20 protein-coding genes are annotated in these 24,402 nt (G+C 54.2%); 7 read left to right on the top strand and 13 right to left on the bottom strand.

Translation table 11 applies throughout. The annotated features are described in order from the left end of the window. Positions 1–30: 30 nt before the first annotated feature. The 3 genes from MUN86_RS03810 to MUN86_RS03800 form a co-directional block, all read right to left on the bottom strand. Complete coding sequence (locus tag MUN86_RS03810; RefSeq protein WP_245121936.1) at positions 31–1,077, bottom strand: adenylate/guanylate cyclase domain-containing protein; 1,047 nt, start codon at positions 1,075–1,077, stop codon at positions 31–33. Then, positions 1,074–1,466, bottom strand: coding sequence for a response regulator (locus MUN86_RS03805; RefSeq protein ID WP_245121933.1), 393 nt, complete (start codon positions 1,464–1,466; stop codon positions 1,074–1,076). Before MUN86_RS03805 ends, MUN86_RS03810 begins: the two co-directional genes overlap by 4 nt. 123 nt (positions 1,467–1,589) lie before the next feature. Further along, on the bottom strand, positions 1,590–2,969 hold the full coding sequence (locus tag MUN86_RS03800; protein ID WP_245121930.1) for a sensor histidine kinase: 1,380 nt from the start codon (positions 2,967–2,969) through the stop codon (positions 1,590–1,592). Between the two features lie 247 nt (positions 2,970–3,216). Between MUN86_RS03800 and MUN86_RS03795 the strand changes: the two genes are divergently transcribed. From MUN86_RS03795 to MUN86_RS03765, 7 genes are all read left to right on the top strand, one after another. Further along, complete coding sequence (locus MUN86_RS03795) at positions 3,217–3,810, top strand: HD domain-containing protein (protein WP_245121928.1); 594 nt, start codon at positions 3,217–3,219, stop codon at positions 3,808–3,810. Between the two features lie 411 nt (positions 3,811–4,221). Next, on the top strand, positions 4,222–4,884 hold the full coding sequence (locus MUN86_RS03790) for an NAD-dependent epimerase/dehydratase family protein (RefSeq protein ID WP_245121926.1): 663 nt from the start codon (positions 4,222–4,224) through the stop codon (positions 4,882–4,884). A 69-nt stretch (positions 4,885–4,953) separates the two neighbouring features. Further along, positions 4,954–5,535, top strand: coding sequence for a hypothetical protein (locus MUN86_RS03785; protein WP_245121923.1), 582 nt, complete (start codon positions 4,954–4,956; stop codon positions 5,533–5,535). A gap of 175 nt (positions 5,536–5,710) precedes the next feature. After that, on the top strand, positions 5,711–7,060 hold the full coding sequence (locus MUN86_RS03780; protein WP_245121921.1) for a T9SS type A sorting domain-containing protein: 1,350 nt from the start codon (positions 5,711–5,713) through the stop codon (positions 7,058–7,060). Between the two features lie 492 nt (positions 7,061–7,552). Beyond that, the gene (locus MUN86_RS03775) at positions 7,553–8,197 is read left to right on the top strand and encodes a (2Fe-2S)-binding protein (RefSeq protein ID WP_245121918.1); all 645 of its coding nucleotides are present in this window, start codon (positions 7,553–7,555) and stop codon (positions 8,195–8,197) included. Beyond that, positions 8,194–9,177 carry an FAD binding domain-containing protein gene (locus MUN86_RS03770; RefSeq protein ID WP_245121916.1) on the top strand — a complete coding sequence of 328 codons (984 nt, stop codon included), beginning with the start codon at positions 8,194–8,196 and terminating at the stop codon, positions 9,175–9,177. The genes MUN86_RS03775 and MUN86_RS03770 overlap by 4 nt, the downstream gene beginning before the upstream one ends. 12 nt (positions 9,178–9,189) lie before the next feature. After that, the gene (locus MUN86_RS03765) at positions 9,190–11,430 is read left to right on the top strand and encodes a xanthine dehydrogenase family protein molybdopterin-binding subunit (protein ID WP_245121913.1); all 2,241 of its coding nucleotides are present in this window, start codon (positions 9,190–9,192) and stop codon (positions 11,428–11,430) included. A 105-nt stretch (positions 11,431–11,535) separates the two neighbouring features. On the opposite strand, the gene MUN86_RS03760 is transcribed toward MUN86_RS03765, so the two are convergent. The 10 genes from MUN86_RS03760 to MUN86_RS03715 all read right to left on the bottom strand — a co-directional run bounded on the left by MUN86_RS03760 (position 11,536) and on the right by MUN86_RS03715 (position 24,320). Continuing rightward, positions 11,536–11,868, bottom strand: coding sequence for a hypothetical protein (locus MUN86_RS03760; protein WP_245121911.1), 333 nt, complete (start codon positions 11,866–11,868; stop codon positions 11,536–11,538). A gap of 174 nt (positions 11,869–12,042) precedes the next feature. Continuing rightward, positions 12,043–13,041, bottom strand: a complete 999-nt coding sequence (locus MUN86_RS03755) for a DUF4249 domain-containing protein (protein WP_245121908.1) — start codon at positions 13,039–13,041, stop codon at positions 12,043–12,045. Positions 13,042–13,097: 56 nt separating this feature from the next. Further along, positions 13,098–13,337 (bottom strand): hypothetical protein, encoded by a 240-nt coding sequence (locus tag MUN86_RS03750; RefSeq protein ID WP_245121905.1) that lies wholly within the window; start codon positions 13,335–13,337, stop codon positions 13,098–13,100. Next, positions 13,304–15,511 (bottom strand): TonB-dependent receptor, encoded by a 2,208-nt coding sequence (locus MUN86_RS03745; protein WP_245121902.1) that lies wholly within the window; start codon positions 15,509–15,511, stop codon positions 13,304–13,306. Before MUN86_RS03745 ends, MUN86_RS03750 begins: the two co-directional genes overlap by 34 nt. Before the next feature lie 322 nt (positions 15,512–15,833). Next, positions 15,834–19,310 carry a PAS domain S-box protein gene (locus MUN86_RS03740; protein ID WP_245121900.1) on the bottom strand — a complete coding sequence of 1,159 codons (3,477 nt, stop codon included), beginning with the start codon at positions 19,308–19,310 and terminating at the stop codon, positions 15,834–15,836. 285 nt (positions 19,311–19,595) lie between these two features. Beyond that, on the bottom strand, positions 19,596–20,249 hold the full coding sequence (locus MUN86_RS03735; RefSeq protein ID WP_245121897.1) for an OmpH/Skp family outer membrane protein: 654 nt from the start codon (positions 20,247–20,249) through the stop codon (positions 19,596–19,598). Between the two features lie 151 nt (positions 20,250–20,400). Then, positions 20,401–21,471: a succinylglutamate desuccinylase/aspartoacylase family protein gene (locus MUN86_RS03730; protein WP_245121894.1), complete on the bottom strand. Its 1,071-nt coding sequence runs from the start codon at positions 21,469–21,471 to the stop codon at positions 20,401–20,403. Positions 21,472–21,568: 97 nt separating this feature from the next. Then, positions 21,569–22,516 (bottom strand): 30S ribosomal protein S6--L-glutamate ligase, encoded by a 948-nt coding sequence (gene rimK, locus MUN86_RS03725; RefSeq protein ID WP_245121891.1) that lies wholly within the window; start codon positions 22,514–22,516, stop codon positions 21,569–21,571. Between the two features lie 79 nt (positions 22,517–22,595). Continuing rightward, positions 22,596–23,072: an ATP-dependent zinc protease family protein gene (locus tag MUN86_RS03720; protein ID WP_245121888.1), complete on the bottom strand. Its 477-nt coding sequence runs from the start codon at positions 23,070–23,072 to the stop codon at positions 22,596–22,598. 117 nt (positions 23,073–23,189) lie between these two features. After that, positions 23,190–24,320 carry a PQQ-dependent sugar dehydrogenase gene (locus MUN86_RS03715; RefSeq protein ID WP_245121885.1) on the bottom strand — a complete coding sequence of 377 codons (1,131 nt, stop codon included), beginning with the start codon at positions 24,318–24,320 and terminating at the stop codon, positions 23,190–23,192. Positions 24,321–24,402 lie beyond the last annotated feature (82 nt).

The following is a 24,402-nucleotide window of genomic DNA, read 5'->3' as shown; positions in this document are numbered from 1 at the left end:
AAGTCCTCATTCTTCGTTCTTCATTACTCTTTACGCTACTACCTCATAGGTCATTACGGGTTTGGCCTTGTTCTTTAGTTTCAGCTCGCCCACGGCCTGGCACTGAAACGACTCTTTCACTTTCTGGTAAATAGCCTCCGTGATAATGATTTGGTTGGGCTGGGCGGCACCTTGCAGCCGCTGGCTCACGTTCACGGTGTCGCCGATTACGGTGTAGTCGAGGCGGCGCAGAGAGGCCGAGCCGATGTTGCCGCACACCATTTCGCCGGTGTTGATGCCGATAGACACTTGAGGCTGGTAGCTGGTACCGTCGGGCAGAGTGTCTTGCTGGTTTTGGATGAGCGTACGCACCGACAGGGCCGCATCGATGGCTTTGTCGAGGTGAAATTCGCCCCGGAACACGGCCATTACGGCGTCGCCCATAAACTTGTCGATGTAGCCGCCCTGCGCAATTATCTCCTTTACCATTTGGTCGAAGTAATTGTTGAGCAGCGTAACTACCGTGGGCGCTGGCAGCACCTCCGACAGGGCCGTGAAGCCGCAGATATCAATAAAAGCCACGGTGGCTTCCACGGTTTCGCTGGCCATTAGCCTATCCTCGAAGCCAGGGCGCGCCATGAAGTTGATAACCGTCTCGTCGACGTACATCTTCAGAATGTTGTTTTCCTGAATGGCGCGCAGCGTTTCGCGCAATTGCTGCACGTGGCTGGCCGTTTTCTGCATGGTCACTTCCAGGTCAGTGAAGTCCACGGGCTTGCACACGAAGTCGAAGGCGCCCCGGTTCATGGCGGTCCGAATGTTTTCCATGTCGCCGTAGGCCGATACCATCACCGTTTTGAGCACCGAGTTCAACTCGTGGAGCTTGGTGAGCAACGTGAGCCCGTCCATCACGGGCATGTTGATGTCGCTGAGAATGATATCCAAATCCGGGTTATCGCGGATGCAGTCTAGTGCCTCCTGCCCATTGGCAGCAAACTTGAACTCGTATACCCCTTCCCGAATCTGCCGCCTGAACTTCTGCTTGATTAGCAGTTCCAAATCGGGTTCATCGTCTACTACCAGAATTCTTGTTTTCATAGCTTATCCTCCAGCGAGAACAGTTTTTCTTTGAGAGCGGCAAAATCTACGGGCTTGGTCAGGAAGTCGTTGGCTCCGAGCTGCATTGCTTGGTTGTAGCTTTCCGTGTCGCCGTAGGCAGTTATCATCATCACCAGGGGTGGGTTGGGTGGTGGGGCGGCATATTCTTGCTTTACGCGCCGGAGCAGTTCCAGCCCGCTCATGCCCGGCATGTTGATGTCGGACAGAATCAGCACCACTTCCGAAAGGTGGCTGTGCAAGTAATTCAAGGCTTCTTCGCCCGAATACGCAAAGGAAAAAGTGAATGCGCCACTGCGAATTTCTCGCCGGAAACGCTGCTCAAACAAAGTGCGCACATCCACTTCATCGTCGACAACCAGTATTTTCATTCTGTTAGATTTTTGAGTGCTCGGTGTGTGGGGCTGGGTAGTAGAGAAGGGTTTCGAAGTTAGCGCAGAAAGCAGGACTATGCGTTGGCCTTTTTCGCTTGGCTCTGGAGCCCTGGAAGTATATCAGGCAGTGAGGGGTAGCGTAATAATGAACTCGGTACACTGCCCTTCCACGCTTTCCACGCTAAGGGTGCCGTTGTGCCCCTTGGTGATGATGTCGTAGGAAAGCGAAAGGCCAAGGCCGGTGCCCTCACCCGTGGGCTTGGTCGTGAAGAACGGTTGAAAAATTTTCTGCTTCACTTCCTCAGGAATACCCATGCCGTTGTCGCGCACCTTGAGTTCTATGCACTCTTCCCCTTGCTTGGTGCTGACCGTAACGGTTGGCTGGTAGCCAGCTTCTTGCAGTTTCTGGCGCTGCTGCACGGCATAAAATGCGTTGGTTAGCAAGTTGAGCAGCACCCGCCCCACGTCCTGCGTGACAATGTCTACCATCCCCAAATTAGGGTCGAAATGGGTGGTGAGCGTGGCGTTGAAAGTTTTGTCTTTGGCGCGCAGGCCATGGTACGCCAGGCGCAGGTATTCGTCGCAGAGGGAATTGAGGTCGGTAGGGTGCCGCTCGCCGTTGCTGGCCCGGCTGTGTTCGAGCATGCCCCGCACAATGCTGCTGGCCCGCTGCCCGTGGTGGGTAATCTTCTGCAGATTTTGCTTTAAATCGGCCAGCAACTCACTTTCCAACTCTGCGTCCCGCGTGGGTTTCTGCTGTTCTTCTTCCAGCTCCTGCAACAGCTCACTCGACACCTCGGAGAAGTTGTTGACGAAGTTCAGGGGGTTCTGAATTTCGTGCGCGATACCCGCCGTTAACTCTCCCAAGCTGGCCATTTTTTCAGCCTGAATGAGTTGCGCCTGCGTGGTTTTCAGTTCGGTAAGAGTATAGCGCAATTCTTCGGCTTGCTGCGTGAGAGCCGCCGTGCGCTCCGACACTAGCCGCTCCAATTCGGCATTCTGAGCTTCTATTCGCTGCTTGTTTCGTTCTTCTTCTTCGCGCAACAGGCGCTCGGCTTCCAAGTGTTTTTTCTGGCTGCGAGCAATCAGCCCGAAGGTTATCATCCAGAAGATAGCGAAGCCCTGCGTGGTTTCAAAAACATCGTCGTAGTCCCTGACTATGTCGGTGCCCAACAAGCTAAGTAGAAACTGGATTGCGAAGTACAGAGCGAATGGCGCTATAGCCAACAGTAGCGTGCGCGCAGGTCGATAATCGCCTAGTCGGATAAGCATAGTGGCTACTGCCCCAAACACAAGCAGCCAGTAGCCATCATTGAGCAGCTCGCTTTTCACTCTGAAAATAGCGGCCAGCACAAACAGCACTACCCCCGGCACCCAAATCCTCCTCAGCAGAGCATCCCAAGGAGCTGAGCGAGCAGGCAAATTCAGAAACTTGCTTAACGCCCGCGTTATCCCGAAGGAAACCGCAGCAGTGAATAGAAGCTCGGTATTTATATTCATAAAGATCCGGTGTCCGGTAAATGAATCTCGTTACTGGTGGGGTAAGTGAAACGGCTACCACCGATGCACGCAGATGACTTAGGGCGCGTAAGCGCGACGCTGCTTCTCTGGGCTTTGCTGGCGGACTGCTGAAGGTAAAGAAAGAGTATAAAAATCAGGCTTCCATATTTTCAAGTTCACCTTAGAAGTATAGCATATTTGTTTGTATGAATATCTTGCTGCGCTTTCCGACTGTTAGCTGGGACTTATGAACGTTGAGCTTGCCGAAGAATATATCCTCTCGCAGCTGCGCACGCAACTGCCGCCTATCCTCTATTACCACGGCGTGCACCATACGCTCGACGTAACGCAGGCCGCCATGGCGCTGGCTACAGCCGAAGGCATCACCAACAAAACCGAGCTGCAACTGCTGCGCACCGCTGCTCTCTACCACGATACTGGCTTTTTGCGCACCTACAATGGGCATGAGGCCGAGGGCTGCGCCTTGGTACACGAAGTGCTTCCGGCCTTCGATTACACTCCAAATCAAATTGGGGCCATCTGCGAGATGATTATGGCCACCCGGCTCCCCCAGGATCCGCATTCGCATTTAGCCGAAATCCTCTGTGATGCCGACCTCGACTATCTGGGCCGCTCGGATTTCGAGTCGATAGCTGAAACGTTGTTTCGTGAGTTTCAGGCACGCCAACTCGTCACGGCTGACGAAGACGCTTGGAACCGCTCGCAAGAGCAGTTTTTATCTCAACATCACTACTGGACGACTACGGCCGTTGCCTGGCGCGAAGCCCCTAAACAGGCCCGACTAGCGGAAATCAGAACAAAGATTTCTGAAAACCAGTAGTGCCCCGTCGGTGCGTGGTCCGCGGAGTCCGGCTTGTATAGCGTTGGCTCTTGAAAGGCAGGGCTTTAGCAATTGTTTGCAGTAAACAAGAGGGCTGTTGCACGGCGTAGAGCCGTGATACGTTGACTTTACTCACGGCTGACGCTGCCGATAAGGAGTTGTATAGGCCGATCAACGAAGGTGAATTAAGGGTGGTATAGCTACGTGCTGCGTCTTTACCCCTAGACAGGAAATTGGGAGGTGCTGCAAGCGGTGGCGGTACAAACAGCAAGCAACGCTTGAGCTAGCAGTAGCATCTTTCCACCACTGCCCTACCCGCAGATAGGTTTTACGTACCACGTCAGGCCCAAACAAGCAACATATTGTTCGGGTGCTAAGCTTTCGGTTACCTGTTGCTACCGCTCTACTATTATGCAGAAAACCGCTCTTATTGCCGGGGCCAGCGGCCTGATTGGCTCGCAGTTACTACCCCTATTATTAGCGTCCGACCGCTACGCCAAAGTTATAGTGGTAGGGCGCCGGCCTTTGCCGCAGGTTCACGCCAAGTTGGAGCAGCGCATCCTCGACTTCGATCAGTTGGAAGAGCACAGCCTGAGCTTGATTGCCGACGACGTGTACTGCTGCCTTGGCACTACCATGCGGCAAGCTGGTTCCAAAGAAGCCTTCTACCGCGTCGATTATCTGTACGTGGTAGCTTTGGCTGCCCTTACAGCCCGCAACTTTGCCTCGCAGTTGCTGCTAGTATCCGCTATGGGCGCCGACGCTGAATCCCTGGTTTACTATAACCGCGTGAAAGGAGAAATGGAAGCCGCCGTGCGCCAGACGCCTTTTCGAGCCATTCATATTTTCCGGCCTTCGCTGCTCCTCGGCGAACGAAGCGAAAAACGAGCAGGCGAACAAATTGGGGCCGTGTTGCTCCGGATTCTCAATCCATTGTTGCTAGGCCCGCTACGCAAGTACCGGGCCGTGCCCGCAGCCACCGTTGCGCAGGCCATGCTACGCGCCGCCAAAGACGACGGTGGTGGCATCAAAATTCACCTCTCCGACGAAATAGCTCGCACTACTTCTTTATAATAATTCCGCTCTCATTCGTGCTTTAGCTATATATTTACGGGAATAGTATTTCACTTTTATAATTTTATTATGAAGAAATTTACCCTTGCTGTGTTGGGTATTGCTCTTGCTTTCGGCACGCAATCGGCAGTAGCCCAAAGTAAAAAGAAGAGTAGTGGTGGTGGTAGTAGCAACGGCTACAGCACTGGTATTGGCTTGCGTGGTGGTGGCTATTCTTCGGGGCTTACTATCAAACATTTTCTAAGCGGCAAAAACGGCGTAGCCCTCGAAGCACTCGTCACGACAGAGTATAAAGCGCGCGGGGCACGGCTCACACTGCTCGGTGAGAAGCACAAAACCATTGCTGATGTAAAAGGCTTGCAGTTCTACTACGGCGCTGGTTTTCATGCCGGAGCCTATCAGGGCCGTTACTATTTCACTGACGCGCGCTACTACCGCTACCACAAGAAAGACGTGTATGTCTACCGCGACTACGTCTATGATGAGGCTACCTACGTAGCCGTTGGCGCCGACCTGATTCTCGGCTTGGAGTACAAGTTGGAAGACCTACCGTTCGTAGTAGGCGTCGACTACAAACCTTATTTTGAAGTGTTTCACGGCTACACCGGCTTCTACAACGATGCAGCAGTGAGTTTACGCTTCACCTTCTAGCGCCATCTCTTATAGAGAACGACATCAACCAGCTAACACTAGGTAGAGCACCTTATTGTTAGCTGTTTGATGTCGTTTTGCTTGGCCTCACTATCCACTACAATAGATTTCTATACCACCCGCTAACCTAAATGGCGGGCTTGGCATTGTCTTTCTTTTCTATAGCATCATCGATATGAAACACATTTTACTCTTGGCTTCGCTGCTCAGCAGTACTTTACCTGTTTTAGCGCAAGTATCTCTCCCTGGGCCACCAGCGCGACATGCTACGATCAATGCGGCACTGGCTCCTATTGAAGCTCAGATCAGCCGTGCTGAGGCGGCCGCTCGCCCAACCACCGTTGTGCGCCGAGTTGGCCGTGTTTCCACTTATTCTTGGGATCCTACAGGTGCACAGTGGGGGCCTGGTGCTATTGACACGCATACGTTCAACAACCAAGGCCAAGCTACTAGCGTTCTTCGCGTGGACTCGGCGAGCCAGATTCCAATACACCGCGTTACATATAACTACAATGCGGCCAACGAACTCCTTGGGTATGTAAATCAGGATTGGACGAATGGCACCTGGCAAAATACGTTCCGCATCCAGTATGTTTACGACGCGCAGGGCAACTTTAATTCAGGTCTGTTTCAAGAGTGGCGTAATAATGCCTGGGCAACTATTTATGGAAGTCAGTATAGCTTTACATATGATGGTGCGAACCGCATTACCGAACAACAATCAGCTAACTGGGACACGGCTCTAAACAGCTTCGTACCAGCTTCTCGCTACCTCTACACCTACACTGGTACCGACAACGACTATAACCGCTACGATTATCAGACCTGGACTAACGGTGCTTGGGTGAATAATTCACGTTTTCTCAACTTTTCCTACGCAACACTAGGTCGTCCGACTTACTACGAAACCCAAAGATGGAACGGCACTACATGGCAGTTGTACAGCCGGACCACGTATAGTTATCCGGCCACTGGCCTCAGCCATTCCTATGTTTTGGAAGTGCAAGTAGGTGGCACTTGGCAAAACCGCAACCGTTACACTACCAGCTATGATGCGCTGGATACCAACCTAGGATACACTCAAGAAACTTGGAGAAATAATACCTGGGCTTTAGATACTGGCCTGCGCAGCTTTGTGAGCTATAACGCCAACAATGATCTATCTCGGCAACTAATTCAGCATGCCAATCTTCAACTATTCGTAAACAATTCAAAATCCTTCTACTCCGACTACCAAACTATCACGCTCGGCAACAAGGCCAAAGCGCAAGTAGCGGAAGTGCAACTATCGCCTAATCCGACTAGCGGCAGCGCTACGTTGGCGATAGGCAGCTTGCATAGTGCTGGTGAAGTACAAGTGATGGTTTCGAATACGCTAGGACAAACAGTGCAGCAGTTTACTGTTCGGCCACAAGGTGGTACGGCACGTCACATTCTGAATGTAGCTGCTCTGCCAGCAGGAATTTATTCGATCCGCATGGTCACTGCCGACGGCGCCATCACCAAACAATTGGTGCGCGAGTAAGTGTCCAAGCGGATTTTTAGTCGTTTGCCTTTATTAAAAGTAAGGCTCTACAACTTCATAGATGGTAGGAAGACCAATGGCAATTCAGCCATTGGTCTTTTTGTTTTGTAACAATCTGAGTAGTTCCATGGCACAGACACAGCTTTAAACCCAAATGGATTTGCCAACCAAGAGGAAGTGTCTGCACAAATAACCTCCACAGTACGAAAAACAAAGTTTTTCATACCAAACGCCTCTAGCTTTCTACCGTAAACACTACTCTGCTGTTGTTGGCAAAAAAATCATTGAAATGTAGTTGAACTAGTTAGATAGCAGCATAACTTTTAGTTGATTAAGTTGTCTGCTGCACTCCATTTTGTTTGCCGCTGAAGCGGCCTATCTGTTGCTGGAAACGTCTGTGTGTTTGCTGAACCAAGAAAGCGGCAGTTTGTAGTATCTCGTTTTTATCATTGGCTTGCGCACCATGCGTAGCCCCATTCCTCATTCATCCTCATGGCCGACGAAATATCTGATTCCAAGCCGGAAAACCCCAAATGCGGCCACGATGCGGCGCGCCGGCAATTCCTGAAGCAATCCTCGGTGCTCACGGCGCTGGCTTTCACACCCGGACCGGTAGTGCAAGCCGCTGCCGCCGAATGGGACGAAAAAATTGCGGCTCCTTTTGAAAAAGTAGGCCTAAAGCTGGCCGTGAACGGCAAAAGCTATAAGCTCTCCGTGGAGCCGCGCGTGACGCTGCTCGACTTACTGCGCGAGCAACTGCACCTGACCGGCACCAAGAAAGGCTGCGACTACGGCCAGTGCGGCGCCTGCACCGTGCACGTCGATGGTAAGCGCGTCAATTCGTGCCTAGCGTTGGCTGTGATGCAAGACGGCCGCGAAATCACGACCATTGAAGGCTTGGCCAAAGGCGACGACCTGCACCCCATGCAGGAAGCCTTTATCAAGCACGACGGCTTTCAGTGCGGTTACTGCACACCCGGCCAAATTATGTCGGCAGTGGCCTGCATTCGGGAAGGCAAAGCTGATTCCGAAGGCGAAATTCGGGAGTTTATGAGCGGCAATATTTGCCGTTGCGGCGCGTACCCCAACATTGTGGCCGCCATTCAGGAAGTTAAAACCGGAGGACAAAAAGTATGAATCAGTTTCAATACGTCCGCCCGAGCAAGCCGAAAGCTGCCATTGACGCCCGCGCCAAAGATCAGAACTCGCAGTTCATTGCCGGCGGCACCAACCTGCTCGATTTGATGAAGCGCGGGGTGATGAACCCTGAACGCCTAATCGACATCAGCCGCCTCCCCCTTGATAAGCTGGAGCGCCAAAACAACACGTTCCGCATCGGGTCGATGGCCCTCAACGCTACCGTCGCCGACGACAAGCAAGTACTGGAAAAGCTGCCGCTGCTGGCGCAGGCGCTCAATGCTGGTGCCTCAGCGCAGCTGCGCAACATGGCTACCATCGGCGGCAACATGCTCCAACGCACCCGTTGCCCCTATTTCTACGACACGGCCCTGCCCTGCAACAAGCGGGAGCCGGGCTCCGGGTGCGGCGCCCTCGAAGGCTACAACCGCATGCACGCCATCTTCGGCTTTTCCGACAAATGCATTGCCGTGCATCCTTCCGACATGAGTGTGGCCCTGGTCGCGCTGGACGCTACCGTGTTGGTTAGTGGCCCCAAAGGCGACCGGCGTATTCCTTTCGCGGAGCTGCACCGCCTGCCCGGCGACATGCCGCAGAAAGACACTACGCTAGAAACCGGTGAGCTAATTACGGCCGTGGAAGTGCCTGAGGGCCCTTTCACGAAAAACGTGCATTACTTGAAAGTGCGCGAACGGGCTTCCTACGCCTTTGCGCTGGTATCAGTAGCGGCAGCGCTGCAACTCGAAAACAACATCATTAAAGATGCCCGCCTCGCCATGGGTGGTGTGGCGCACAAGCCTTGGCGCCTGACCGAAGCGGAAAAATCGTTGGTAGGCAAGCCAGCTACGGAAGCCACTTTCCAGGCCGCCGCCGCCATTGCCATGCAAGGGGCTAAAGCTTTCAAGCACAACGCTTACAAACTAAAGTTAGGGCCCAATGCCATTGTTCAAGCCCTCAAGAACGCTACTAACGTGGCGTAAGCCTCTATTCCTATGAACGAGCAACCTCTCTTCAAAGACGGCGTGGTGGGCGACCGAATGAACCGCGTAGACGGCCGACTGAAAGTAACCGGCGCGGCCCAATATTCTGCGGAATATCAGCTGCCAGGCCTTGTGCACGGTTTTCTAGTAGGCAGTACTATCACCAAAGGCCGCATCAAAAGCATCGATACCAAGGCGGCCGAGCGGGCCCCCGGCGTACTGGCCGTGATTACCCACGTAAACTCTATCAAGGTGCCGGGCTTCGCTAACCGCAGCCAGCCCGACGAGCCACCAACAACGGGACAGCCGCTGCGTGTATTTCACGACGAAAAAATCCTCTTCAACGACCAGCCTATTGCCATTGTAGTGGCCGATACGCTGGAGCGCGCCCGCTATGCTGCTGGCTTAGTGAAAACGCAATACGAAGCGGACCAGCACGCCACCAACTTCAATGCCCACACCGACCGGGCCAAAGTACCGGCGCAGGCGAAAAAGAACCCGAAGTCGCCGCAGGCCGACCACGATCGGGGCCAAGTGGATGGGTACAAAACGGCTCCGGTGAAGCTGGAAATGGAATATGTGATTCCCACGGAGATGCACAACCCGATGGAATTGCAATCCATTATCGCCCATTGGGAAGCGCCCGACAAGCTCACGGTGTACGACAAGGTACAGGCTGTGAAAGGCACCCAACGCGCTTTTGCCAAAGATTGGGGTATTCCCGAGCAGAACGTGAAAGTAATTGCCACGTTTGTGGGCGGCGCGTTCGGCAACGGCTTGCACAACTGGCCACACGAAACGGCTGCTATCATTGCCGCCAAAACCGTGAACCGGCCAGTGAAGCTGGTGCTCACGCGCGAGCAAATGTTTACGATGGTCGGTTACCGGCCTTACACCTGGCAGCGCATTGGTATTGGGGCCACACCCGATGGCAAACTGGTCGGCATCACGCACGAGGCCACTGGCCAGACCTCTACCTACGAGGACTTCACGGAGTCAACGGTGCAGCAGACGCGCATGATGTACACGAGCCCGAACGTGAGCACGCGCTATCGGATTTTGCCGCTGGATATCAGCACGCCCATCTGGATGCGCGGTCCTGGGGAAGCCACCGGTGCTTTCGCGCTTGAATCGGCAATGGACGAGCTAGCGCACGCGCTGAACCTGGACCCCATGGAGTTTCGTCTGCGCAACTACACCGACGTCGACCCCGACAATGGCAAACCGTGGTCCACCAAATACCTGAAAGAGTGCTACCAAATGGGTGCTGACCGCATTGGCTGGAAAAACCGGCAAATGAAGCCCGGCTCCAACAAGCAAGGCGACTGGCTGGTGGGCTACGGCATGGGCGTAGGTACGTTCGGCGCCAACCGCGGCAGCGCCAAAGCCGGCGCCCGGCTGCTAGCCAACGGCACTGTAGTCCTGCAAAGTGCCACCACCGACATTGGCCCTGGCACGGGCACCGTGATGGTGCAACTTGCCGCCGATGCGCTCGGTATGCCACCCGACAAGGTCCGTTTCGAGCTAGGCAATTCTCTTTTCCCGGATGCTCCGTCGCAGGGGGGTTCGGCTACGGTAAATACTGTGGGTTCGGCCGTGGTAGCCGCTTGCGCTGCTCTCAAGGAGAAACTGCACCAGCTAGCCGGCCCGACGTTCAGCGCCGCCAAGCCTGCCGACATTATTATTCGAGGCACCCAACTCTCGTTGGCTAATAACGCTGCTGCGAAAGTTTCCTACGCTGACCTCGTCAAGCAGAACAACGGCCAGGAAGTAGCGGTAGTAACCGAGTCTAAACCTGGCAACGAGCGGCAGCAGTACTCGATGTATTCGTTTTCGGTGCACTTCGTGGAGGTGCACGTGCACCAGCTCACCGGTGAAGTACGAGTAAAGAAAATGGTAGCCTGTGCCGACGCGGGTACCATCGTCAACCACAAAACGGCCGGCAACCAAATGCTAGGTGGCGCCGTCGGCGGTATTGGCATGGCCCTCACCGAAGGTGCCATGATAGACGACCGGTTCGGCCGCTACATCACCAAAGACCTGGCTGACTACCACGTGCCTGTTCATGCCGATGCACCAGCCATTGAAGTAGCCTTCGTTGATAAACCCGACCTCATCGTGGACCCCATGGGCACCAAAGGCATCGGCGAAATTGCCATTATCGGCGCCGCTCCTGCCATTGCCAATGCCGTGTTCAACGCCACTGGCAAGCGCATCCGCGAATTGCCCATCACCCCTGACAAGCTGATTTAGACCGTGTTCCTTTAGAAAAAAATTCTGTCGCTCATTTGCACAGATAAAGCCACAAAAAAGACCGACCAGCATGCTGGTCGGTCTTTTTTGCATTAGGCTCTTTTCCTAGTAACGTCCACCACGACCACCGCGGTAACCACCACCGCCACGGTAGCCACCATCCCGGTGGTAACCGCCATTGTTCGAACGGTTGTAATAGCCTGGATTAGGACGTACTACACGGGGCCGTACGATGGCGGGTGCCGGACGTACAATCACGCGAGACGGACGATAATAACGAGGGCCATAATAGGGCCGGTAACGAGGACCGTAGTAGTCGCCATAATAGCCGGCCGGGCCGGTGGAAACTACCGCTTGTGTGGAACCAGCACACCCTGTCAGCAGTGTACCTGCTACCAACAAGGTGAGTATAAACGGAAACTTCAGTAGCTTTTTCATGGTCAATAATGGCGGGCCTCAACCTGGACCCGCACTAGTCATTAGACGCAAAAACCAACCCAAAGTTTAATCCACCTCAACTAAAAAACGCTATATAGAAGCCTGCTGCTCAACGCAAAGCACAAATAAAATCAGTTGTACATTCGTTTCAGACACAAAGGAAATCTTGAGCTTTTACAGCGGAATCCGGTACATAACATCGGTGGCGCCGCCGAATATACCGTAGCCTAAGCGTAGGTTCGAAAACAAGGGCGCGGGCTCGGCAAACGGGTTATCATCGGTATCGTTGTAGCGGTTTAGCGACTGGTTGAACTTGTATGCATCCGAGGTAATGCTGCTAACAATGACTTCAATGTAGCCGGGCTCTGGATAGGCGCCTCCAGCACCATAACTACCATCATATGTTGTGTATATATCGGCGCTCAAGCTAATACGCTGCCCATTGCCGATGACGTCGCTAAATGGGTATTGACTGTGCATTTCGCTGCTTTCTGAGAGTTGCAGGCGACTCAAATTTATTTCCGGGCCGCTGCCACTATTACGATTGTGGTCTATTCGGACGCGTCCCCAATATTGTCCGCTACGGTCCAACACGCGAGCATAGGCCACATAATAATCAGCGGTAGCTGCATTGTCGAGAATGCTACATGTGAGTCGGCCAGCAGTACCCCTAACGTACGGGCTGCTCGGGGCCGATGGAACGTAACTAGCGGTTTCAATAGTGGCGCCTTCTGGCATCGTCAGCGTTGCTTCTACTGCCTCGACTCCGGGCGCTGAGGCTCGTAGAGTATAGGTATGGCCCGGTTCCCCGGCGAAATTACGCGTGGGCACGTAATGGCCGTAGATGCTATCTTGCTGGCCGGCGTTATTGTTGTAGCCATACCGAGCCCTCGAACGGAACTGCTCCACCACTTGTCCAGTCTCATCGAGCACCTGCACGGTAGCATCTTTGCGGCCTTCCGGATTTTTCAATTCGAGCACGCTCTGACTAGTGCTAACAAATAAGCCGCGCGCCTGAAAGAACTTCTGATAATTTGTAATCGGGACTTGATTGCTGAGGGTGTAGGTGAGGGTCAGCCGCGGCGTATGTGGCGGCGTATCCACGTCCACAATAGTTTCGCAGCTACCGAACATTAATGTAGCGAAGCAGAGGAAAGCAACTATCTTCTTCATGTTAAAATAGAAATCAAAAAGCCATCGGGCACTTAGAGCCTCGTCCGCAATGCCGCTTAAAACTTGAAGGCTTTGCTGAACGAGGGAATAATCGGGAAAAGCGACACCTGACGGTAAGTAGGCTTTTCCACCATTGTTACGCCGTTGCTGGTATAAGTGTAGCCAGGTTCGAAGTACAGGTAGTAGGGGTTGCGGCGGCTATACACGTTGTAGATCGAGAAGCTATTCACTACTTCTCCCCACTTCTTTTTCTTAGTCTTGCTCAGGTCAAGATCGAAGCGGTGGTAGGCAGCCATACGGAAGGAATTTCGCTCGCCGTAATCGTCGTATTCTTGGCCATACCCCCCTGCCCTAGTATAAACCGCCCCTGCGACAAGGTGGTGGCGTTGCCAGTACCATAGACCCAGGTACCCGACAGCGTGAACGTGGGACTAAACTTGTGGATGGCTACCACCGAAATATCGTGGCGCCGGTCGTATTTGTAAGGAAAGATGCGGCCTTGATTAAGGTCGGGGAAGCGGCGCTTGCTCCAAGCCAGCGTGTAGCCGATCCAGCCGGTGGTGCGGCCTGATTTCTTCTGAATGAAAAACTCGCCGCCATAGGCCCAGCCTTTACCGCTGGTTACTTTGCTTTCCCAATCACTGTCCACGGTGCCCAAGAAGCTAGCGCCCTCGCGATACTCCACCAAGTTGCGCATGGGCTTGTAGTAGCTCTCGAAGCTTAGTTCATAGTCTTCGTCTTTGAAACGCAATGTACGGGCCGCTCCCACACTGACCTGCTGCGCACGTTGTGGCTTGATTTGGTTGGTAGCAGGCACCCACAAATCGGTAGGCAAGCCAATACCGCTGTTGGTGAGCAAGTGAATAAACTGCGCGGTACGAGCGTAGGAAGCTTTCAACGCCCAATCCTCAGTGAGCAAGAATCGGGCGGCCACACGTGGTTCTACGCTTGAGTAGAACTTGCCTTCCACCGCAAAACCGTTCAGGCGCAAGCCGCCGTTCACTTTCAGGCGGTCGGTCAGACGGTAGTCGTCCTCGGCATACAGTCCCATTTCGCTAGCCATGGTGCGCGTGCCCGACTTGAGTTGGCTCTCTAAGTCGCTAAAGTTGTCCTTGGAGGTAAGGGCACCTGGTCGGAACGAATGCAGGGTGTACTGGCCCCCAAACCGAATGTAATGGTCGGGCGTGGGGGTATAATCAAAATCAGTTTTGAGGCTGAAGTCGCGAATGTTGGACAGGTAGCGCAAAGAGAACTTGTCGGTGCGCGATTCGCCTTGCTCGTTGTAGCGATGCTCGTCCTCTTCTCCTACATTAAACTGGTATTTGCTATACGTGAAGTGGGTGTTCATGAACAACTGGTCGTTCACGATGTGGTTCCAGCGTAACCCCGCCGTCAGGTTGCCCCAGCCTAGGTTAGCCTCGGTACGGCTGTAGTCTTCGGCCGTGTCTTCTTTATCGCGCATGCGGGCGTAGAACTTGTCGTAGCCAGTGTAGCCACTCAAATAGAGCCGATCGCGGCTGCCGAGTTTCCAGTTCAGCTTAGCGTTCAGATCATGGAAAAAGTACCCCACCGACCCCTTGGTACCCTCCGCCGAAAGCTGCGACTTGATAAACGGCTGCGCCAGCACGTCGAGGTAAGTACGACGCGCCGAAACAATGAACGAGGCGGTGTCCTTTTTGATGGGCCCTTCCAGCGTGATTTTGGAAGCTACAATACCAATGGCGCCTTCGCCATGAAACTCCTGCATATTGCCTTCCTTCATCGAAATATCGAGCACCGACGACAGACGCCCGCCGTACCGCGCCGGAAAGCCGCCCTTAATCAGTTCCACATTGTTAAGGGCATCGGCGTTGAATACCGAGAAGAACCCGAACAAATGCGCGGCATTATACACGGGCGTGCCATCAAGTAGAATCAGGTTTTGGTCGGGGGAGCCGCCGCGCACGTAAAGCCCGCTCTGGCCTTCGCCGCCACTTTGCACGCCGGGCAGCAGTTGCAACACCTTCAGCACATCGGTTTCGCCGAATAGCTTGGGCAGGTTCTTGATTTGAGTGATGGGCACGTTGATGGTACCCATGCGCGTGCTCTGCTCGATACGCTCCTGGCGGCTGCCGACTACCTCTACATCGGCCAATTCGTTGTTACTGGCTCGCAGCCGAAAATCATGGGTGACGTTGCGGGTGGCCGCTGCAGCCCAACGGGCGCGCTCGTAGCCTAGGTAGCTGGCCACTAGCCGTACCGAGTCGGTGGCAAGCAGCGTGAGCGAGTAGAAGCCGTAGGTGTTGGTGGCAGTGCCTTGCCCACTACCAGGATTCACCACGGCCACCCCAATAAGATTCTCTCCAGTTGCCCCGTCGCGGACGTACCCGCTGATGGTGATTTTGGACGTGGCGGCCGGTTGCTGCGCATGCGCGACAAAGGCACCCAGTAAGAAACAAGGCACTGCAATAGCGCGAAAAGCTGAATTCATAGAATAGTTGGAAAGAATAATTGCCTCTGCCCCGATCAATCAATAAATAGGCATCCAACGCCGACAATTAGCTGCGCGGTATATAGCAGAGCCTAATACAACTCAAAAGGTTGGCTAGGTAAGGCAGCCGGCTGTGCTTTGCTGCATATGAGACTTGAATCGCAGTGTTTTCTGCTCTCCTTAGTTGGCATGCAGTAGCTGTATATCCAATAAAAGCTGCGCATGGGTCCCTCTCCCAAACACAGCTTATTGCCAAGAGTAATTTTGCCCTGCCGCTTGCTTGCCAATACGCAGCAGGCTAGCTCCCAATGCACTGCCTTCCCTACGCAAGGCGCAACTTTTCAATGGCTTGGCAGGTCGATTGGAGTTGCTGGCACAGGAAAAGTGCTGCTTGCAGTGCCTCCTCCGGCTCGGTAGCTGAATCTTCGAGCGTTTGGATAGCCGTAGCTCCTCCCGCAATTCGGAGCAGAAGCACAATAGGCTTTACCCCGTGGGCAAGTTGCGCCACCGTATGCCAATCGTTGGCGGTGCATGCTTGTTGGAGTGCGACTAAGGTAGCGGGCGTTTCACGCAGAAATACCTCCAGCATACGCTCCACGAAGTGCTCGTTGCCGTTGCTCGAATGCTTTAAGAAGCTTAGATCGTAGAGGCCGCTGGAAGTAGCTTCGGTGGGCTGCGCCGCAGCGCGGGTGACTACTGGTAGCCGTTTCCCATTTAGCACGCTCACTATGGTTTGGTGCAGGTGCTGTTCCTCGAAAGGCTTGATTAAGCAGGCATTCATACCAGCCGCCAGGTAGCGTTCCTGGTCTCGCCGTAGGGCGTTAGCCGTCAGAGCAATGATGGGCACATTAGCACGGCGCGGGTCAGGATGGCGACGAATAATGTCGGTTACTTCTACGCCGCTCATACCGGGCATCTGAATATCCATCAGTACCACGTCGTACAGGTGTCTATCAAACAAATCGAGGGCTTCGGGGCCGTTGCTGGCGCAGTCCACCTCCACACCCCAGGGCTGCAGCATTAGAATGGAAATGCGCTGGTTGATTCTGTTGTCTTCAGCGAGCAGCACCCGCAGCTTGGCTAACGCGGGTTGTTCAGCGGCCTTTAAAGCGCGCACCGGCACGGCGGGTGTACGAGCGAGCGTGATGGTAAACGAAAACGTGCTGCCTTGGCCGGGTGCGCTATCGACGAGCAGCGTGCCTCCCATCAGTTGCACCAAATGCTGACTGATCGACAAACCTAGCCCGGAGCCCCCGAAACGACGCGTGGTATCGGTGCTGGCTTGGGTGAAAATCTCGAAGATATGTTCCTGCTTATCGTCTGGAATACCAATGCCCGTGTCGCGCACCCAAAAGCGGACGGTTATGGCTACGGGGGTATCACAGAGCACTTCGCCACCTAGCGTGACGCTGCCGTACTCGGTGAACTTAATGGCATTGGAAAGCAGGTTGAGCAGCACCTGATTGAGCCGGTGTGAATCGCCTAGAACAAAAGGCGGCTGAATCGTTAGAGGCAGTACCGACAGATACAACCCTTTTTCCTCGGCCAGATACGTCATGGTTTGCACGGCGGTCTGCACCGAAGTCCACAGGTCGAAGGCAGTATGCTCGAGTTCCATCTGGCCGGCCGTAATCTTGGCCATGTCCAGCACGTCGTTCACAACTGCCAACAGATGCTGCCCCGACTGATTGATTGTATCAAGCAGTTCGCGTTGCGGCTTATCGAGTTCAGTTTTAGCCAGTAACGCCGCCATGCCCAGCACACCGTTGAGAGGCGTCCTGATTTCGTGGCTCATACTGGCCAAGAAATTGTCTTTGGCGCGGGCACTTTCCTCTACTTCGAGTTTGGCTTGGCGCAAAGCACGCTCGGTGAGCACGCTTTCGGTGATGTCGTAGGCGGAAGCAACTACGTACGCTGGCCGCCCCTCTTCTTCCACTTGGTAGTTGTTGTATTGCAGATAGCGCTTTTCGCCGGGGCGCGTTAGCAAGGCCATAATGCTGCGCTGCCCGGGCTGCAGCGCAAACCCAGCCAGATACTCTTGCAGCTCGTTCTGGTACTCGGCGGGCACTACCTCGCGCAGGTTTCTGCCGACTAGCTTGCGAGCTAACAGACCCATCAGGCGCTCAATGGCCGGATTGACGGATAGCATGTTCCCTTCCAGGTCGTGGGTGCATATCAGCGCCTGCGAGTAGTGTACCAAGTCGCGGTACTTCTTCTCACTGTTTTCCAACTGCTGGCGGGCCTGCTTGATGTCGGTGATGTCGGTTGCCACGCTCAACACGTTCATCGACCCGTCGCTGCGCACAAAAGGGCGCTTCATGGACTGCATCCACCGCTCCTCGCCGTCTAGCAGCGTGAACGTGGTAACGTACGTGAAGTCCTGGTGTGTGTTCAGCACATGGTCATGGCTGTCGTTGATGCGCTCGATCTGCTGACTTACCGAAGAATCTTTGTCTTCTTCAGCTAGTCCCTGCATAACCGTCACGTGGCGAATGCGTTGCATAAGGTCGTCGAACGCCTTGTTCTTGAACACTACATTCCCGTCTTGGTCGCGCAAGTAGATGACAGTGGGACTGACGTCAATCACTTGTCGAATAAGCTCTTGCTGCTCAATTAATTGCCGCCGGATCAACTCCTGGTCCGTCACGTTCTGCAGAATAACCAGCACTGCCTGCGCACCGGTCAGCGCCACTACCCGAGCCGCGTGGAAGGACACAACGTTTTGGCTGGTTTTCAGTTCGAACGAGCAGGCTCCGGGTTGGCCGGTTTTGCGTACCTGCTCGAGGCAAGGCATTAAGTGCTGCCGTGCCGAATCAGAGAGCAACTGCTCTAATGAGGCACCACTCAACTCTGTTTCTGGTAGTAGCAAAGGCGTGTCCCCGAGTTTGGCATCTCGCACCAACCCATCGGCATCCACCACCAAAATGGTATCGGGTAGAGCCGCGAACAGCGCCCGGATGCGTTCTTCGGTTTTGTAGCGCTGCGTGATGTCGGTGCCGTAGCCAATGAGCATTCGCGCCTGGTTGTCTTCTCCTCGGATGGCGTGCAAATGACGCAAGGTATAGCGCATACCGCCGTCGGGAAGTTGAAACGATTCTTCCCACACCACTTTGCCTTCTTTCACTGCTTGGCTAAGCAATTGCTGACGACGAATAGCTATTTCCGGGTCTCGCTTACGATAAGCTACATATTCGGCATCGGTTTTACCAATCAGCCAAGTACGCACTGCTGGGTCGGCTACGGCTTTGGCATTCACGTAGCGGTAACGGTGCTCGGGGTCATATACGGCGGCTTCGCCGGGTAGGAAGTCGAGGATGGTTTCGTAAAAATCCCGTTGCTCGTTGAGGCGCCGACCATGCTCCTTCCGATCAGACACATCATGAAAGCAAATCAGGCGGCTATTGGGCATAGCGTGGCTGTTCCCAATAGGAATATAATCGAGCTGCATCGTGCGGCCATCACGTAACTGCATTTCGGTGCTGATTGCGCCACTTCCGCAAATCAATGCTTTCTGCACCCACACGTTGAATGCCACAGGATTCAACATTAGTGCTTGTACAATGGGCATTATAGCAGCAGAGGCTTTGCCAAGCCACTGACTGGCAGGCCCCGCCATACCTAGCAGATTGCACGTTTGCTCGTTGATAAGGCTAATAATTCCTTCACTATCATAGAGTAGCACACCCTCCGGCAGGGAATCAGCTAAGGTGGCCAAACGTTGCTCGGCCGTCGTTGCGGCGGCTCGTGCCACCCGCAGTTCTTGCTCTAGCTCCTGAATGCGCTGTTCGTGATAAGTCATTCGTATATCTATATCTCAAGGTATTCTACCATGAAAACCAAAGAGTAAAATTATTAGATTCTTTTCCTACGTGTGTAAGGTAAATGTGTCTTTATTGGATATTTACCTAAATGGGAAGACGAAACCAAAGAACTTAAGCAGTGTTTATGATAATATGATTTTTACGTTATGGCTTATGCTATAAGCAGCGGTATATCAACTTTTGTGATAATGGATATTGCCTAAAATCAAACCGCCCGTTTTCCCAACGTGGGAAAACGGGCGGCTACTAAAAAGTTGGCCTCTTTATTTTTTTGTGGAGTACTCTGCGTTCAAGTACTTAAGCACTTGTGGCGTGATGTCGAGGTCTTTGCGGCCATAGGCGATAGTGCCGCTCGGCGCTGCAATCAGAATCAGGCGGTAACCGTTGGCTTTGCCGTACTTCTCGATCTGCTTATTGAGGCGCTCGAGTACGCCCTGGGTCATTTTAGCTTCTTCTTCCTGCGCCTGCTGCTGAAGTTTCTGCTGTCCTAAGCCTACTTGCTGTTGCTGCGCTTGCAGTTTCTGCTCGGTGGCGGCGCGCTGCTCGGCCGTTAGGCTCTCGGCTTGCTTTTGATACTGCTGCACGGCGGTTTGAAATCCTTTCACCATGGTCTGGTTTTGGGCTTCCCAACGCTTGGCTTTTGCTTCGAAGGCTTTGCGAGCGTCCTGCATGCCTTTGTAGCCATCGAGCAGCTTGCTCGACTCCACGTATGCCACCTTATCAGTATCGGCTACGGCGGCCAGGTCGTCGGTATCGGTAGTGGCAACGGTATTGCTAGAATCAGAGGATTGGGCAGCTACCGTAGGTGTTTTGCGGGTGGGGGCAGCGGCAGGCTTGTTGGCGAAGTGCAGATAAAACAACACGGCCACGGCAATGACCAGCACGGCATTGATAGCCAGTTGGAAGGAATTTTTCATGCGAGAATCAAGAGAAAAACAAAAAGAGCCGGCATTTTAGAAGTTAATGCCAGTGAATGGCGCCTCAAAGAAAAGCAAAAACCCCCGGCTGTGCTTCACCACAGAGCAAGACCAAGGAGTAGGTTGCCCCAGGACAACCTGCTCTTACCCGCTACTGTGCTTCTTCTTCGTCTAGTTCCGGGTCGTCGGCATCAGGCTCCTGGGAGTTGCTCGGCTTTTCCTCGAAAGGCGGGGCCAAATCGGTACGGCTAGGAGCGTTATCTAGGCGGCCCACGTGAATAAGGGCATCACCTTGGTTGACGACGGGCATGTAGTTGACGCCAATGATGTAACCCGCCACCGGCGACTCCAGCCGCACGGCCGTTTCGCCGTAGGGGTCGGCTACGGAGCCATATACCTGCCCTTTTTCGATGTATTCGCCGTTTTGAACGAAGCTGCGGAAAAGCCCGGCGTACTTGGCCCGCAGCCAGGTGGAGCGCATGCACACTACGCCGGGGCTTTCAGCCGGAGTGGACTCGGCTACCATTCCCAAGTAATGCAGCAGCCGGAACGTACCCGCAGTAGCTAACTCGATGCCTGTTTCGTCAAGCCGCAGGGATTCGCCGGTTTCATACACGATGATGCGCCGCCCTTGTTGCATGGCTGCTTCGCGTAAGGAACCGGGCCGTAGCGAGGCATTCAAGGTGAAAGGAGCAGCAAAAGCCGCAGCCAAGGCATCGGTTTCTGGGTCTTCGTGCAGCAGACACCGAATCTGGGGCATATTGGAGCGGGCCGCACCGCCAGTATGAAAATCAATGCCGTAGTCGATCAGAGGCATGATTTCGCGCATAAAGCGGTGCGCCACGCGGCTAGCCAACGAGCCTCGGGGGTTGCCGGGGAAGCTCCGGTTTACGTCTTTGCCATCGGGCACCTCGCGGCTGAAATTCAGAAAGCCATAGATGTTAAGGATGGGAATGGCAATGATACTGCCCTTCAATGGCCGCAGCATTTCTCGCCGAATCAAGCGGCGAATGGTTTCAATACCATTTACCTCGTCGCCGTGCATGCCCGCCAGCAGCAGCACCGTTGGGCCGGGCTTGTGCGAGCGGAATACGTGCACCGGAATGTCGATGACCGTCCCGGAAGGGAGCCGCGAAATGACCAGCTTCGTTTGCACGTCCTCGCCCGGTTTGATAACGAGGCCATTGAGCAACATATCTTCGGAGCGGGCAACTAAGGTCAAGAGGCAGCTGAAATAAAGTAGCGCAAAACCTGCATTCTACGCTTCGTTGAACATCTCCGTCAGGCAAACCAGCGTTGCCTGACACCACTTTCGAGCATTACCGGGGCAAGTCGGGCTGGTTGTCGGGCAAGGCTGCCAGCGCAGCCTTCGATTTGGCTTTCGACTTCTTTTTCTGTGCTATTTCCGCCGTGTACTCGATGATTTTGCCGGCAATATCGAGGCCGGTGGCTTTTTCAATGCCTTCAAGGCCGGGGGAGGAATTCACTTCCAGCACCAACGGGCCCCGTTTGCTTTGTAGCATGTCAACGCCCGCAATACCGAGCCCCAGCGACTTAGCCGCTAGCAGGGCGGCTGCCTTTTCGGCGCGGGTTAGCTTTACTAACACTCCCGTACCGCCGCGGTGCAAGTTCGAGCGGAACTCGCCTTCCTTGCCTTGGCGTTTCATGGCCCCTACTACCTCGCCGTTCACCACAAAAGCCCGTAAATCAGCGCCTTTGCTTTCGGCAATGAATTCCTGCACAATAATGCGGGCCTTCAGGTTATGGAACGCTTCAATGACGGATTGGGCGGCTTTAGCACTTTCGGCCAGCACCACGCCTAAGCCCTGGGTGCCTTCGAGCAACTTGATGATAACTGGGGCCCCACCGACTTGCTCGATCATCTCGGCCACTTCATCAGAGTAGTTGGTGAAGGCAGTTTTGGGCATGCCTACACCGGCGCGGGCCAGAATTTGCATAGAGCGAAGTTTGTCGCGGCTGCGCACAATTGCTTGGCTCTCAACGGCGGTCCGCACTTTCATCATTTCGAATTGCCGCACTACAGCGCAGCCATAGAACGTAACGGAGGCCCCAATACGCGGAATAATAGCATCGACGCCTGTAAGGCGGTGGCCTTGATAAATAATATCAGGCTTGCCTTTTTCGAGTACCAGGTTACAGTGTAAATGATCCACTACCAAGGCCTCATGGCCGCGCTGTTCGGCGGCTTCCACAAGGCGCGTGGTGGAATATAGCTTGGGCTCACGCGATAGAATCGCCAGTTTCATTGGAAAAAGGATAGGGTAGATTGAAACGAAGGCCCGTGAAAGGCCTACGAAGCCGCAAGTAACAAATAAGCACGGCCGTTTAGGTGCGCGAGGGCTTAGCCGCTAGTTGAGCCTTATACGACATATTACGCCGGGCTACATCTACTACGAAACTTCCATGCCGGAGCAGGCGCCGCCCGAGTAGCACGGGATATTTCATGTCGGATCGGTCGGATAAAGAAAATTCAGTGTCGAAATCTTCCCCAAATAACCGCAGAACTGCTTGAATAACATAGCGTTCCTGCGCATCACCGTTGGAGCTTTTGATATCCCGAAGCGAAAATTCGGTGAACTCCATTAACGTGCCGTCGAAGTTGGGGTGAGAAGGGTCCAAAAGTAACACGCGAAGACAAGGCTTACCGTTAGATCCGGTTATTACCTGTATGTCCGAGCAGTGAATAGCGCTTGTATAGGCGCCGGTATCCACTTTGGCCTCCACTCCCCACAATTGAAACTTGGGAAAATCCACCAGTTCCAACCGTCCCAGTACACGCTTCGGAACCCGCTGTTTTTTCATGACCGTAATGTAACGGGAAGTTCCACTTCGCAGGTATCACCGCTGCAGAAAATTACTTGATCAGCAAGTGCAACAGTGCTTGCAACTACAAAGTGGAACTCTCGCTTAAGGGGTGTTTCACCCTTTGTAGCTGATCCGGTACACGGCATCGTTCAGGTCGTCGGAGACCAGCATCGAACCATCGGGAAGAACGAGCAAACACACGGGGCGCCCCCACGACTTTTGGCCTTGCAACCAGCCTTCAGCGAAGGTTTCGTAGCTCTTGGCTTGTTTGCCGCTTGCATCGAGGCGGACCAGCGAAATCCGGTAGCCGAGCTTGCTGCTGCGGTTCCAGGAACCGTGCTCAGGAATGAAAATCTGGTTGCGGTAGGTAGCTGGAAACTTCTTGCCGGTGTAAAACTTCATCCCCAGAGCCGCTACGTGTGGTCCGAGTTTGCGGGCCGGCTTGGTATAGGTAGCCGCAGAACGACCTTGGCCGAATTCTGGGTCGGGCACGTCGCCGGCAAAAAAGTAAGGGAAGCCGAAGTGTAAACCGGCGTTGGGGGCACGGTTCAATTCGTCGGCGGGCAAGTTGTCGCCGAGTTGGTCGCGGCCGTTATCGGTGAACCACAGCACTTTGTCCACGGGGCTCCAATCGAAGCCAACGGTGTTGCGCACCCCTTGAGCGAATACCTCTTGGCCGGTACCATCGGCGTTCATGCGGGTGATGGTGCCGATAACGGGTTCCGAGGGAATGCAGGTGTTGCAAGGCGCACCTACCGGCACGTAGAGCTTACCGTCGGGCCCGAAAGCAATGTAGCGGTAGCCGTGCCACTCGTTGTTGAGCAATTGGTCGAACACCAGAACGGGCTTGGGCGGCTGCTTGAGCTTCTGGGCAATGTTGTCGTAGCGCGTGATGCGGTTGACTTCGGCCACGTACAAGGAACCGTTGCGGACGGCTACGCCATTCGGGCCGTTCAGGCCGTTGGCAATGGTAATTACTTCGTCGGCTTTGCCATCCTTGTTACGGTCGGGCAAGGCGTATACTTTCCCGGCGTCGCGGCTGCCCACGTACACTGTGCCATCGGGCCCGACAGCCAGCTCCCGGGCACTTTTCACGTTTTGCGCAAAGTACGTGATGCTGAAGCCAGCAGGCAGTTTGATTTTACTTAGGTTGGCATCGGCGGCCGCCAAAGGCCGGTCGGGAGCAGAGGAAAGAAGAGCCAGCGGGGCTAGCAACAAAAGAGGGAGCAAGCGGTGTGTTTTCATGCAGCCACTTAACCACCGACTTGGTTGGAAAGTTGCTGCATGTTAAACGGCATTATTTTACTGCGGCACGCACGGCATCAGA

The sequence above is a fragment of the Hymenobacter volaticus genome (genome assembly GCF_022921055.1).
Classification (GTDB): Bacteria; Bacteroidota; Bacteroidia; order Cytophagales; family Hymenobacteraceae; genus Hymenobacter; species Hymenobacter volaticus.
The sequence above is the reverse complement of the archived record's forward strand: the minus strand, read 5'-3'. Positions and strand labels throughout refer to the sequence as shown.

What these genes read in the sequence shown, in the direction of transcription:
- MUN86_RS03720 (WP_245121888.1), bottom strand. Translation starts at nt 23,072, where the DNA reads ATGAAAAAACAGCGGGTTCCGAAGCGTGTACTGGGACGGTTGGAACTG.
- MUN86_RS03760 (WP_245121911.1), bottom strand. Translation starts at nt 11,868, where the DNA reads ATGAAAAAGCTACTGAAGTTTCCGTTTATACTCACCTTGTTGGTAGCA.
- MUN86_RS03805 (WP_245121933.1), bottom strand. Translation starts at nt 1,466, where the DNA reads ATGAAAATACTGGTTGTCGACGATGAAGTGGATGTGCGCACTTTGTTT.
- MUN86_RS03755 (WP_245121908.1), bottom strand. Translation starts at nt 13,041, where the DNA reads ATGAAGAAGATAGTTGCTTTCCTCTGCTTCGCTACATTAATGTTCGGT.
- MUN86_RS03770 (WP_245121916.1), top strand. Translation starts at nt 8,194, where the DNA reads ATGAATCAGTTTCAATACGTCCGCCCGAGCAAGCCGAAAGCTGCCATT.
- MUN86_RS03715 (WP_245121885.1), bottom strand. Translation starts at nt 24,320, where the DNA reads ATGAAAACACACCGCTTGCTCCCTCTTTTGTTGCTAGCCCCGCTGGCT.
- rimK (WP_245121891.1), bottom strand. Translation starts at nt 22,516, where the DNA reads ATGAAACTGGCGATTCTATCGCGTGAGCCCAAGCTATATTCCACCACG.
- MUN86_RS03780 (WP_245121921.1), top strand. Translation starts at nt 5,711, where the DNA reads ATGAAACACATTTTACTCTTGGCTTCGCTGCTCAGCAGTACTTTACCT.
- MUN86_RS03745 (WP_245121902.1), bottom strand. Translation starts at nt 15,511, where the DNA reads ATGAATTCAGCTTTTCGCGCTATTGCAGTGCCTTGTTTCTTACTGGGT.
- MUN86_RS03800 (WP_245121930.1), bottom strand. Translation starts at nt 2,969, where the DNA reads ATGAATATAAATACCGAGCTTCTATTCACTGCTGCGGTTTCCTTCGGG.
- MUN86_RS03750 (WP_245121905.1), bottom strand. Translation starts at nt 13,337, where the DNA reads ATGGCTGCCTACCACCGCTTCGATCTTGACCTGAGCAAGACTAAGAAA.
- MUN86_RS03810 (WP_245121936.1), bottom strand. Translation starts at nt 1,077, where the DNA reads ATGAAAACAAGAATTCTGGTAGTAGACGATGAACCCGATTTGGAACTG.
- MUN86_RS03790 (WP_245121926.1), top strand. Translation starts at nt 4,222, where the DNA reads ATGCAGAAAACCGCTCTTATTGCCGGGGCCAGCGGCCTGATTGGCTCG.
- MUN86_RS03735 (WP_245121897.1), bottom strand. Translation starts at nt 20,249, where the DNA reads ATGAAAAATTCCTTCCAACTGGCTATCAATGCCGTGCTGGTCATTGCC.
- MUN86_RS03740 (WP_245121900.1), bottom strand. Translation starts at nt 19,310, where the DNA reads ATGACTTATCACGAACAGCGCATTCAGGAGCTAGAGCAAGAACTGCGG.
- MUN86_RS03775 (WP_245121918.1), top strand. Translation starts at nt 7,553, where the DNA reads ATGGCCGACGAAATATCTGATTCCAAGCCGGAAAACCCCAAATGCGGC.
- MUN86_RS03795 (WP_245121928.1), top strand. Translation starts at nt 3,217, where the DNA reads ATGAACGTTGAGCTTGCCGAAGAATATATCCTCTCGCAGCTGCGCACG.
- MUN86_RS03785 (WP_245121923.1), top strand. Translation starts at nt 4,954, where the DNA reads ATGAAGAAATTTACCCTTGCTGTGTTGGGTATTGCTCTTGCTTTCGGC.
- MUN86_RS03765 (WP_245121913.1), top strand. Translation starts at nt 9,190, where the DNA reads ATGAACGAGCAACCTCTCTTCAAAGACGGCGTGGTGGGCGACCGAATG.